The organism is Streptomyces sp. AC558_RSS880, from assembly GCF_019049255.1.
Lineage (GTDB): Bacteria > Actinomycetota > Actinomycetes > Streptomycetales > Streptomycetaceae > Streptomyces.
In genome coordinates this window covers 1-12,741 of sequence record NZ_JAGMUJ010000150.1, presented here as the reverse complement: position 1 = coordinate 12,741, position 12,741 = coordinate 1, and the positions used below count along the sequence as shown (strand labels likewise).

Annotated in this window: 7 protein-coding genes; 4 read left to right on the top strand and 3 right to left on the bottom strand. The window is 71.5% G+C overall.

From position 1 onward, the window contains the following. Positions 1-123 precede the first annotated feature (123 nt). From KUM38_RS33215 to hppD, 3 genes are read right to left on the bottom strand one after another with little or no spacing between them, the layout of a single operon-like run. A complete protein-coding gene (locus KUM38_RS33215) occupies positions 124-1,236 on the bottom strand; it encodes a prephenate dehydrogenase (protein ID WP_217135050.1) in 1,113 nt (370 codons plus the stop codon). Next, positions 1,233-3,671 (bottom strand): aminotransferase class I/II-fold pyridoxal phosphate-dependent enzyme, encoded by a 2,439-nt coding sequence (locus KUM38_RS33210; protein WP_217135615.1) that lies wholly within the window; start codon positions 3,669-3,671, stop codon positions 1,233-1,235. Before KUM38_RS33210 ends, KUM38_RS33215 begins: the two co-directional genes overlap by 4 nt. Positions 3,672-3,673: 2 nt before the next feature. Continuing rightward, a complete protein-coding gene (gene hppD / locus KUM38_RS33205; RefSeq protein ID WP_217135049.1) occupies positions 3,674-4,705 on the bottom strand; it encodes a 4-hydroxyphenylpyruvate dioxygenase in 1,032 nt (343 codons plus the stop codon). A 303-nt stretch (positions 4,706-5,008) separates the two neighbouring features. Between hppD and KUM38_RS33200 the strand changes: the two genes are divergently transcribed. The 4 genes from KUM38_RS33200 to KUM38_RS33185 form a co-directional block, all read left to right on the top strand. Beyond that, positions 5,009-5,746 (top strand): thioesterase II family protein, encoded by a 738-nt coding sequence (locus KUM38_RS33200; protein WP_217135048.1) that lies wholly within the window; start codon positions 5,009-5,011, stop codon positions 5,744-5,746. Between the two features lie 13 nt (positions 5,747-5,759). Next, the gene (locus KUM38_RS33195) at positions 5,760-6,584 is read left to right on the top strand and encodes a mycofactocin-coupled SDR family oxidoreductase (RefSeq protein WP_217135047.1); all 825 of its coding nucleotides are present in this window, start codon (positions 5,760-5,762) and stop codon (positions 6,582-6,584) included. 72 nt (positions 6,585-6,656) lie between these two features. After that, positions 6,657-9,512 (top strand): amino acid adenylation domain-containing protein, encoded by a 2,856-nt coding sequence (locus tag KUM38_RS33190; protein ID WP_217135046.1) that lies wholly within the window; start codon positions 6,657-6,659, stop codon positions 9,510-9,512. A gap of 2 nt (positions 9,513-9,514) precedes the next feature. Further along, a partial coding sequence (locus KUM38_RS33185; RefSeq protein ID WP_254398144.1) for a condensation domain-containing protein occupies positions 9,515-12,741 on the top strand: 3,227 nt, incomplete at its 3' end.

Sequence of the window (12,741 nt, the reverse complement as noted above, 5' to 3'; positions counted from 1 at the left end):
GAAGCGGGCGGATCGGTGAGTGGTGGGGACGACGATCGGTTCCAGGTGCGCGTCCACACCCTGGCCGCGGCGCGGAGCCGGTTCAAGGGAGGGGGCGACGAGCTGTCATGCGTACCGGCCGACTCAGCGCAGAGGGGCGGTCAGGACCCCCGCGTCGGGCATGCTCCATCCGTCCAGGCTCAGCAGCCGTGAGAGGCCGGGTGCCGCCTGCCGGTCGACGAGGATCTCGATCAGTCCGCGCGGCTGTTCCGGTGTGTGGTCGATGCGTACGTCCTCGATGTCGATGCCGGCCCTGCTGATGCTGCCGAACAGCCGGGTCAGGGCACCGGGCTGGTCGGGGACCACCACCGGCACCGGCACCAGGCCCCTCGGCGGCTCGCCGGGCCTGTGCCCCACCCGCGCGTGCCCCCGGTTGCCGCGCTTGAGCAGTTCGTCCAGGTCGGCCGCGGCCCGGGCGCGAACCTCCTGGTCGGCGCTGCCCAGCCCACGCAGCGCACCCACCGCCTCGTTGAGATCGGCGGCGTACGCGTCCAGGACATCCGCCACGGCATCGGCGTTGGCGCCCAGGACGTCCCGCCAGAACTCGGGATCCCCGGCGGCGACACGGGTCACATGCCGCAGCCCGTGGCCGGAGATACGGACGCTGTCGTCCGGCGCGCCCACCAGCCGCGCCGCCATGAGCGTGGACACCAGATGCGGGGCGTGCGTGGTGAGGGCGACCGCGCGGTCGTGCCGCACCGGGTCCATGATGACCGGCACTCCGTCACAGAGCGCGACGAGTTCCAGGACCTGGTTGAGCACGGTCTGGTCGTAGGGATCCGACGGGGTGAGCACCCACCAACGGCCCTCGAACAGATCGGGCCTGGCGGCCAGCGGACTGGACCGTCCCTCGCTCGCCAGCGGATGGCCTCCGACATAGCTGACCGGATCCCCTCCGGCGGAACGGATCTCGTCGCGCGGCCGCGACTTGACGCTCGCGATGTCGGTGTACGCACGGGCGAGCCCGGCACGCTGGACGCGCACCAGGAGCGAGGCGACCTCGGTGGGCGGCACGGAGAGCACGGCGAGGTCCACCGGACCCTGCGGTACCTCCAGGGTCCCCGCGCCCATCGCCTCGGCGGTTCTGGCGGCGGTGGTGTCCTCGTCGTCCAGGTACACCTTCACGCCGCGCCTCGTCAGGGCCAGCGCGATGGACGTCCCGATCAGTCCGGTTCCGATCACCTTGGCGGTCTTCATCGCCCGCGCTCCGTCTCCGACTCGATGAACCGCGCCAGCCGCGCGATGCCCTCCTCGATCTCGCCGTGCGACAGGGAGCTGAAGGAGAGCCGGATGGCGTGGTCACCGCCGCCGTGGGGATAGAAGTACGACATCGGTGTCCAGATGACGGCGTGCTCCCGGGCGGAGCGCGACAGCGCACTGTCGTCCGCGACGAACGGCACGCGGACGGTGAGGAAGAACCCGCCGTCGGGCTCGTTCCAGCTCACCCCGGACTCGTGCCGGCGGGTCCCGGGGAAACGGCGCGCGAGCTGTTCGAGTGTGACGCGCAGCGCGTCGCCGTAATGTGCGGCGGGACCGGTGTTGAGCTGCGAGAGACGGCCGTCGGACGCGAGCAGCATGCCGGCGATCGCCGCCTGGCTCAGCGGCGGGGTGTTCACCGTCACCATGCTCTTGATCTTCGCGAGCTCGTCCGCGAGCAGGCTGGTCGCGCCCGAGGCGTCACGAACCCGCTGGTCCGCGATCACGAAGCCGATCCGGGCACCCGGGAAGGCCGTCTTGGAGTAGGAGCCGAGATGCACGACACGCCGCCCGCGGTCCAGCGACTTCAGCGTCGGCAGCCGCTCGCCCGCGCTGACCAACCGGTACGGAGTGTCCTCCAGAAGGATCAGACCGTACCGTTCGGCCAGTTCGAGCAGCTCGGTACGCGTCCGCAGCGGCAGGGAGTTGCCCGACGGGTTCGAGTGGTCCGGCACGACGTAGAACGCGCGCGGCCGCCGCCCTTCGTCCCGTGCGGCCCGCACCGCCGCCTCCACATCGGCGACCGACAGCCCGTCCTCCCGCTCCACCACCTCCGTCAGCGGGATGTCCAGCAGTTCGGCGGCCCCGGTGATCCCCACGTAACAGGGGCTCGCGACCAGCAGGACGTCCCGCGGGTCCGCGAACAGCGCGCGCAGGGTGAGCAGCATGGCCTCCTGGGCCCCGACCGTGACCACGATCGAAGCGGGCGGGACGTCGATGCCCTCGTCCTTGCGGAGCGAGTCGGCGATCAGGTCCCGGATCAGGCCGGTGGTCGGGCCGTACTGATAGACGGCGGTACGGACGCCGTCCTCACTGACGCCGCTCTCCCGCAGGTGGTCCAGATACCGGCGGATGTGCGTGAAGACGTCTTCCGTCTCGAAGAATCCCTCGTACGGGCGGCCCGGCGCGAAGGAGACCGCGTCGGGGAAGCGCCCGGTGATCTCGTTGAGGAAGTTCATCGTGTCCAGCACGGGGGCGGAGACGCTGCTGTGCAGGTCCTCCTTCCGCAGCCCGGCCGCCGGGGACCGCTCGGGCTCCGGATCCGGCTTCGCCGCGGACGGCCGTGCGGACACGGCGGCGTGCCCCTCCAGGAGCGGGGGTGCGGCGTCGGCGACCGAGGGCGTGCCGGTGAGTACCAGCGCTTCCGCCAGTTCGTCGACGAGAGTGCCGAGCACCCGGGCGACGCCCTGGCTGCCCTCGGCCGCCAGGCCGTGCAGCACCGGCCGGCCCACCAGCACCGCGTCGGCGCCCAGCGCGAGGGCGGCCAGGACATCCGTACCGCGCCGTATCCCGCCGTCCATGAGCACCGGGCAGCGGCCCGCCACGGCGGACGTGATCTCGCTGATGACGTCCAGCGTTCCCTGACCGCCGTCCAGCTGCCGGCCCCCGTGGTTGGAGACGATGACGCCGTCCACGCCCGCCTCGACGGCCCGCACCGCGTCGTCCGCCGTCATGATCCCCTTGAGGAGGACCGGCAGCGTGCTGACCGACCTGAGCCAGGACACCACGGACCAGTCCAGGGCGGGATCGATCTCGGCACGGCCGTGATCGGCGGGGGAGGAGTAGTCGGCCCCGGTGGACGGGAGGTTGGCGGGCACGATGCCTGCCGGCAGCCGGAAGTCGTTGCGCAGGTCACGCAGACGCCGGCCGAGCCGCGGCGTGTCGACCGTGAGGACCAGGGCCTCGAAACCGGCCTGCTGCGCGCGCTCGATGAGGCGCCGGGTCGTCTCCCGGTCGCGGAAGCAGTAGACCTGCAGCCACAGCGGCGACGACGCGGCGTCGGCCAGCTTCTCGAAAGGCTGCCCGGCGAAGGTGCTCACCACGGTCGGCAGGCCCGACGCACCGGCGGCGCGTACCGTGGCGAGCTCGCCCTCGGGGTGGACGAGGGTGTGATAGGCCATGGGCGCGATGCCCAGCGGCGCCGCCCAACGGCGGCCGAGCAGCGTGGTGGAGGTGTCGGCACCGGCCACCCCGGACAGCACCCGCGGACGCAACCGCACCCGGTCGAAGGCCCGGACATTGGCGGCGAGCGTCCGCTCCCCGCCCGCGCCGCCCTCGATGAAGTCCCAGACGGCCGGGTCCATCGCGGTGCGTGCGAGCTCGGCGTAGTCGTCCAGGGTCAGCGCCGGCTTCGCCGCGATCCCCACCCCGGACATGGTCACGAGGTGATCTCCCGCGCACGCTCCACGGCCTCGTACAGCGCCCGGATGTTGGAACTGCCGAAGCCCTGCGCACCCTGGCGCTGGATGAGCTCGAAGAACAGCGTGCGCCGTTCGAACGGGGAACGGCTGAACAGCTGCAGCAGGTAACCCCATTCGTCCCGGTCGGCCAGGACATTCGCCTTGCGCAGGTCCGAGATCTCCGCCTCGAGGCCCGGGATGCGCTCCGCGAGCACGTCGTAATAGGTGCCGGGCGTCTGCAGGAACTCGATGCCGCGGTGCTGGAATTCGAGGACCGAGGGGATGATCTCGTCCACCAGGAAAGCGAGATGCTGCACACCACCGCCGCCGTTCCGGACCAGGAACTCGTCGATCTGTCCCGACTTCTTGGTGGTGTCCGGCTCGATGATGGTGAACGTGATGTTGTCGGACGGGCTGCGCACGACGATCGAGTCCATCGCCTGCTCGCCGACGGCGACGTACTCGCTGTAGTACTGGCTGAAGCCGAAGCCGTCGATGTAGAAGCGGACGACATCGTGCAGCGTGCCGGCTTCCAGACACACCGCGACATGATCGAGCTTGCGGAGTACCGGCGTCGACGGGGTGACGACCGCGCTCCGCGCCGTCGCGGTCCACTCCCGGTCGCCCGGGAGCGCCGGGGTGCTGCCGACGGGACGCTGGACGAGCGTGTGGCGGACCGCACCGAAACCGGAGACGACCGGAGCGCCCGTACCGCCGGCCCTCAGCGACTCGGCGCCGGCCGCGAGCGCGCCGTCACGGGCGCCGGCGACGTCCTCACAGGCGAACGCGATGTCCGCGATGCCGTCACCGTGCTGCGCGAGGAAGTCCTCGGTCGCGGGGCCCGACGTGACCACGAGCTGTACCCCGCCCTGGCGCAGCAGCACCGAATCCTTGCCGCCCGCCGTCGAGCGGCCCGCCTCCGTGAACCCGAACGACGAGACGAAGTAGTCGACGGTGCACTTCCAGTCGCTCGCGTAGAGTTCTATGTATTCGATGTCATGCGCGGTCATGATGCTCCCTGTCAGGAATTCTTATGGTCGGCTTCGATGCGGGACATACCGAAGTCATTCCCATGGCGGGTCGAAATCCGCACCAGCGCCTGAGGGTGTCGTGCGCTCATCGTGGCGGGCGTCCCGGAATCCGCTCAAGGACCTCTGCAACAAGCTGCCAGGAGGCGCGACGGGGAGTGCGGCCACCGATGGCAGCTTCTTGCAGGGGCGATTGCCGAGGAAATCGGGTGCCCGCAGGATGGCACGGGCCAGGTGCAAGTCGACCTGCCGGATCTGCTCTTTCGTCGGAAAAGGAAGACATCGATGACGGCGACCAATCCCTTTGACGGCGATGCCCGAGTCCGTGCGGACTGCGCATTGATCTGCCTTCCCTTCGCGGGCGGTGGCGCGGGGTTCTACCGGGGGTGGAAGGACCTGCCGGACGGCAGCCCGGACGTCGTCCCGCTGCAACTGCCGGGGCGTGAGGAGCTCTTCCTCGACGAGCCGTTCCGCGACGCCGTGCAGGCCGGTGAGCGGCTCGCCACGGAGGTCGCGGAGAAGACGCGGGGGTACCGTCGCGTCGCGCTGTTCGGACACAGCCTCGGCGCCGTCCTCGCGTACGAGATCGCCCGCCACCTCGACCGGGCGGGAACCGGCCGGCCCGCTCGCCTCTTCGTGAGCGGATCGCCCGGTCCGTGGGCCGGCCGCAGCGACCGGGCCACCGGACTCGACGACGATGCCTTCCTCGGTCAGGTCGAGGCGTTCGCGGGCTACAAGCACGAGGCGCTGGAGGACCCCGACATGCGGGAACTGCTGCTGCCGCTGCTGCGCGCCGACGTCGAGATGCACGAGAACTACCGGCCCGCGTCGCGGGACCGCCTGGGGATTCCCATCACCTCGCTGCGCGGCAGCGAGGACGAACTGGTCTCGAGGGAGCAGGCCGAGCAGTGGCGGGAGGCGACCGCCGCGGACTTCGAGGTGTGCGAGATCCCGGGCCACCACATGTATCTGGCCGACGATCCGGCACCGCTGCTGGCGGCCATCACCCGGACCCTCGGCTGAGAAGGGCCGTACTGTGCAGCTGAAGGGAAAGACAGCCGTCATCACGGGCGCGGCCCGCGGCCTCGGGCGTGCCTGCGCCACCCGGTTCGCCGAAGAGGGCGCCGACCTCGTCCTGCTGGACATCGGGCAGGATCTCGACGGAGTGCCCTATCCGCTCGGTTCCGGCGGACAGCTCGAGCACACCGCCGACCTCTGCCGCCGGCACGGAGCCGCTGTGCTCGCGGTGAGAGCCGACGTCCGCAGCGCCGAAGCGTGCGAGGCGGCGGTCGGGCAGGCGCTCGACCGCTTCGGTTCGGTGCAGGTGCTGGTCAACGGCGCGGGCATCGCCGCCCCTTCGGGCAAGGCGGTGCACGAGATCACCGAGGACGAGTGGGACCTGATGATCGACACCGACCTGACCGGTGCCTGGCGGATGATGAGGGCCGTCGTCCCCTCGATGGTCGCCAGGAACGAGGGCAGCGTCATCAACGTCGCCTCGACCGCCGGGCTCGTCGGCTACCGCCACTTCGCCGGTTATGTCGCGGCCAAGCACGGACTGATCGGCCTCACCAAGGCGGCTTCCCTGGACTACGCGCCGCACCGCGTGCGCGTCAACGCACTCTGTCCCGGCTCCGTACGGGACGAGCCGCTGGTGGAGGGCCGCATGCTCGCCGAGATCGCCCGCTCCCTCGACGTGGCCGTCGAGGAGCACGAGGAGATCTTCGTCCAGGCACAGCCGATGAACCGGCTCATCGAGCCGGACGACATCGCAGGAGCCGCCCTGTGGCTGGCGGGGGACGACTCACGCCAGGTGACCGGCACCACCGTCACCGTCGACGGCGGCTTCACCGCCCGTTGAGGGCACCTCCCCGCGCACCCCCTCCCGCCCCACCCGTAGTTTCGATCGCCTTCGTCCCGCAGGAGTCCGCACATGTCGACAGCTGTCCGCCACCGTGTGGCCGTTCCCGTCGGCGCGGGCCGACTGCCGGTCACCCAGGCAAGGTCCTGCCACAGCCTCACCGTTCGGATCAGTGACGGCTCCGCCGTCCCGGAAGCCGTGAGCGGCCTTCCCCTCTGGCACCACGCGGTACCGGCCGCCTCCTCCGCCCCGGCCGCCCGGGCGCGTCTGGAAGCCGAGGCCGGGCGGCCGCTCGCCCCCACGGGCCCCCCGGTCCGTACCGTCCTGCTGCGGTACGCCGACGGTCCCGCCGACCTCGTCCTGGTCGCCCGGAGGACGGCGCTGAGCGAGCAAGGACTGCGGGATCTGGCCGCGTTCCTCCTGGAGGGCACCGGACCCGAACCCCGGATCGCGGCGGATGCCGGGCCGGCTCCCGCCGGCGGCGCGCGTCCCCTCACCGGATGGGGTCTCGGCGACCCGTCCCGCGCGGGACGCACCGGCACGGTGGAGGTGGAGCTCAAGGCGCCGGAGCCGTCCGACGAGACGCTGCTCGCCGCCGTCGGCCTGGTGCTCGCCCGGTACTCGGCGGGAGAGGACACCGCCGTCGCGGTGTTCGGCCCGCGAAGCGCCGACGGCGAGACTCCGGTGTGCTCCGTACCCCTGGACGAGGACCAGGAGGCCGCCGCCTACGTGGCACAGTGGCGCGCGCCCGACGGCGGTCCGGACAGGGCCGACGGGCCCGTACCGGCCGTGGGCGTGTACGTCAGCGCGCAGCGGCCGGGCGCGCACTACCGGCCCTTCCTCGCCCCGGTGCTCCCCGTCGTCCTGCACTGGCGGCGCGAGACGGACCGCTCGGTGTCCGGCGTCCTCAGCTACGACGAGGGCGAGACGGCGCCCGAGGTCGCCCGCGCGTTCGCCCGCCACGTCGCCCATGTGGCCGACCAGTTGGCGGGTCTTCGGCCGGCTGCGGACCGCGGCCCCGCCCTCCTGGAGATCGACCTCATGACCAGGGCCGAGGCGCTGGAGACCGTGGACCGCGGCGCCACGCCCTCCGTCGCCACCCCGGACACCCTGGACCGGACCATCCACGGTCTGTTCGCGGACGTCGTACGCAGCAGTCCCGACGCTCCCGCCGTGAACGACGGCGAGACCCGGCTCAGCTACGCGCAGCTCGACGAACGCGCGGAGCGGATCGCCCGGGGACTGCGCACGCTCGGCGCCGGGCCCGGCGACCTCATCGGCGTGGCCCTGGACCGCACGGCCGAACTCGTCGTGACGCTGCTCGGCGTGCTCAAGGCGGGATGCGTGTACGTCCCCATGGACATCCGCTACCCGCAGGAACGGCTGCGTCGCACCGTGGGCGACGCGGGGACCCGGATCGTCATCGGGTCCGCCGACGCGTTCCCGCACATCGAGGGAGTGCGGGTCGTCTCCCCGGGAGAGCTGACCGGGCTCGCCGACCGCACGGCCGACGAGCCGTACCCGCGCGCCGAGGACGGAGCGGCAGCCGCCTACGTCATCTTCACCTCGGGCTCCACCGGCCGCCCCAAGGGGGTCGTCGTCCCGCACCGCAACGTCGCCGCACTGGTGGCGGCCACCCGCGAGGACTTCGCGCTGAACGGCTCCGACGTATGGACCCTCTTCCACTCCAGCGCCTTCGACTTCTCCGTCTGGGAGATCTGGGGCTGCCTGCTGACCGGCGGTGAACTCGTCGTGGTGCCCTACTGGGTGACGCGTGACACCGAACTGTTCTACGACCTGCTCGTCGAGCGGGGAGTGACCGTCCTCAACCAGACCCCGTCCGCCTTCGCGCAGCTCATCGAGGCCGATGGGCGACTGCGCTCCCCGCTCTCCCTGCGCCTCGTCGTGTTCGGCGGGGAGCCGCTGGACGTCTCCATGCTCGCCCCGTGGTTCGCACGCCACTCCCACACCCACTGCCGGCTCTCCAACATGTTCGGGATCACCGAGACGACGGTGCACGTCACCGAGCAGACCGTGACTCCGGCCGATGTCGTCGCCCGGACCCGGTCCGTGGGGCGCGCGATGCCCGGCTGGACCCTGTCGGTACGCGACCCGCGGGGCCGGATCCTCCCGGCCGGAGCGTCCGGAGAGATCCACGTCGGCGGGGCGGGCGTGGCACAGGGCTACCTCCACCAGCCCGGACTCACCGCGGAACGCTTCATCGACGACCCGTACGGCAGTGGCCGGATCTACCGCAGCGGTGACCGGGGACGGCTGCGCCCCGACGGCCGCCTCGACCATCTGGGCAGGCTCGACAACCAGGTCAAGATCCGCGGTCACCGCATCGAACTCGACGAGATCCGCAGCGTACTCCTCGGTCACCCGGCGGTGTCCGGAGCCGCGGTGGTGCTCCGGTACGACACCCCCGGCGACACCGCGACGGCGCGCATCGACGCGTACGTGTCGCTCGGCGGATCCGGTGTGTCCGAGGCCGAGCTGTTCACCCACGCGAGCGGCGTGCTGCCGGACTACATGATGCCCGCGTCGGTCACGGCCGTGGACTCCATCCCGCTGACCATCAACGGCAAGGTGGACACCGCCGCCCTGCCGGAGCCCACCACCCGCCAGAGGACGACCGGGGACAGCGCCGCGCCGGCCGCCGTTCACGACGGCACCGGTCCCGCGGGTCCCGCGGCCCTCGACCCCCTGGCCGACGACATCCTCGCCCTGTGGCGCCAGGTACTGGGGTGCGAGGTCGAGCCCGGCGACAACTTCTTCGAACTCGGCGGCAATTCCCTGCTGGTGATCCGGCTGCTGCGGGAGATGCGGGACCGAGGGCTGCCCCGGGTCTCCACCCAGGACTTCTACCGCAACTCCGTCGCGACGCAGTTCATCCAGCTTGTCCGCGGCGCCCAGGGAGGGAACTAGCCATGTCCGTACGACGCGACGCCCCGCTGCCGCTGACCGCTGCCCAGTCGGGCATCTGGTACTCGCAGCAGCTGAACCCGCAGAACACGATCTTCCACCTGGGTGAGTACCTCGACATCGAGGGCCCTCTCGACACGGAGCTGGTCGAACGGGCCCTGCACCGCGTGGTCGAGGAGGCGGAGACGTTGCGCGTCCGCTTCGAGCAGGTGGACGGCGAGCCGGTGCAGCGGGTGGTGCCCGTGGCGGACTTCGACTTCGCGCCCCGACGGCTCGACTTCACCACCGAGGCCGATCCGCAGGCCGCCGCCCGCGCCTGGATGGCCGCGGAGCTGGAACGCCCGGTGGACCCGGTGCGTGATCCGCTCTTCCTCTTCGCCCTCCTCGAAGTCGGTGCGGAACGGCACTTCTGGTTCTACCGCTACCACCACCTGCTGGCCGACGGCTACACCGTCGTCGCCATCGCGCAGCGCGTACCGGAGATCTACTCGGCGCTGGCAGCCGGAGTGCCCGTCGGCGACGGCCCCTTCGCACCGCTGTCCGACCTGCTCGACGAGCACGCCGCGTACAACGGCTCCGAGCGCCGGGCCGAGGACAGGAACTACTGGTCGCGACGGATGACCGGCGCTCCCGAGCCGGTCAGCCTGTCCGGGCGGCAGCCCGACGGGGTGTTCCGCCTCGTCCACCGGACGGCGCGCCTGCCGCAGGAGGACACCGGCAACCTGCGCGACCTCGGCCGTGCGGCGGAGACCTCCTGGCCGCCGGTGCTGTTCGCGTCGGTCGCCGCCTACCTCCAGCGGCTGACCGGCGAGCAGGAGATGATCCTCGGTCTGCCGGTGTCCAACCGGCTCGGCCGCACCGCTCGCCGCGTGCCCTCCATGGTGTCCAACGTCCTGCCCCTGCGGATCACCTTCCACCCGGGCATCACGGTCGCCGAGCTGATGCGCCAGGTCTCGGCCGAACTGCTCGGCGCCACACGCCACCAGCGTTACCCGTACGAGGACATCCGCCAGGACCTCGGCCTGCTGGCCGCCGACCGCCGACTGGTCGGCCCGCACGTCAACCTCATGCTCTTCGACCACAAACTGTCGTTCGGCGACACCCCCTCCCGGCCCCGCACCCTGGCCACGGGACCCGTCGACGACCTGTCCTTCCTGATCTACGACCGCACGACCGAGGCAGGCCTCCAGATCGACTGCGACGCCAATGCGGACCTCTACGGCGAAGACGACCTGGAGGCGTACCAGGAGGGCTTCGTGACGTTCCTCCGGGAACTGGCGGAGGCGGGCCCGCTCCAGCGCGTCGACACACTCGCCGTGTCCGACCGGGCCCAGCAGGCGCATGACCGGGCCCGGACCGCCCGCGCCGGCGGCCAGGACCACGCCCGGCAGGAGGGCGCCCCACAGCCGTCCCCGGCCGAAGGGGTCTCTGCCGGCCGTCCGCACACTCCTCAGGTGGACATCGTCCGCGGGATCGCCGCGGAGGTCCTGGAGGTCGAGGAGGTCGGGGCCGACGACAACTTCTTCCTCCTGGGCGGGCGTTCCCTGCACATCACCCGACTGGTCAGCAGGATGCGCAGGGTCTTCCAGGTGGAGATCCCGCTGCGCAAGGTCTTCGAGAACCCGACCGTCGCGGGCCTGATCGAGCAGTTGGACAGTGCACGGGGGGCGAGGAAGCCGCTCGTCGCCGCCGGGCGCCCGGCGGAGATCCCGTTGTCGCCCGCCCAGCAGCGGCTGTGGTTCCTCAACCAGCTCGGCCGGCAGGACGCGGTCTACAACGAAGCGGTCGCCATCAGGCTGCGGGGAAAGCTTGACGCACCGGCGCTCCGGGCGGCCCTGAACGACGTGGTGGCACGCCATGAGAGCCTGCGCACCGTCTACCCGGAAACCGAGGGCCGTCCACGGCAGTCGATCCTCGAACCGGCGGTCGCGCAGGTCGAGATGCCCGTGGTGCCGGTCACGCGGGACCGGCTCCCGGAAGCGCTGGCGCAAGGGGCGGAGCAGGGCTTCGACCTCGGCGCCGAGATCCCCGTACGCGCCCGGCTGCTGGCGCAGGCCGACGACGAGTACGTCCTGCAGCTCGTGGTCCATCACATCGCCTGCGACGGCTGGTCCGTGACTCCGTTCACCCGGGACCTGTCCGTCGCGTACGCGGCGCGGTGCGCCGGCGGGGCCCCGGTCTGGGAGCCGCTGCCGGTGCAGTACGCCGACTACGTGCTGTGGCAGCGCGACCTGCTGGGTGACGCCGCCGACGACGGCGGTGAGCTGGCCCGGCAGCTGCGCCACTGGCGCGAGACGCTGGACGGGCTGCCCGAGGAGATCGCGCTGCCGACCGACCGGCCACGGCCCGCCACGGCGACCTATGCCGGAGGACGTGTCCTGTTCGAGCTTCCCCCCCAGACGCACGAGCAGCTCAGAGCGCTGGCGGTGGAGCACCGCGCCAGTCTGTTCATGGTCGTGCAGGCGGGCCTGGCGGCTCTGCTGTCGCGTTTCGGCGCGGGCTCGGACATCCCGATCGGCTCGCTCATCGCGGGGCGTACGGATGCGGCGCTGGACGATCTGGTCGGGTTCTTCGTCAACACGCTGGTGCTGCGCACGGACACGTCGGGGGATCCGACGTTCGGTGAGCTGCTGGACCGGGTGCGTGAGACCGACCTGGCGGCGTACGCCCACCAGGACCTGTCCTTCGAGCGGCTGGTGGAGGCGGTCAACCCGGCCAGGTCGCTGGCCCGCCACCCCCTCTTCCAGACCGCGCTCGACGTGCGGAGCGATGTCGGTCCACGACTGGACCTGCCGGGACTGGAGGTCGAATCCGAGCTGCTGGACACCGGAAGCGCACGCTTCGACCTGTTCTTCCGACTCGTGGAGTCGCGGGACGGGGAGGGTCGTCCCGGTGGTGTCGAGGGCCGGTTGGAGTTCGCGCGGGATCTGTTCGACGAGGAGACCGCGCGCCGGCTGGCCGAGGGCCTGGTGCGCCTGCTGAAGGCGGTGGCGGCCGATCCGCGGGTGCGGGTCGGTGAGCTGGAGGTGCTGTCGCCGGTCGAGCGTGGCTGGGTGGTGGAGGGGTGGAACGCGACGGGGCGCGAGGTCGCCGCGGGGACGCTGGCGGGGGTGTTCGAGGCGCAGGTCGCGCGAACTCCGGACGCGGTCGCGGTCGTCTTCGAAGACGAGGTCCTGTCGTATGCCGAGTTGGAGGTGCGGGCGAACCGGCTGGCGCACGAGCTGATCGCGCG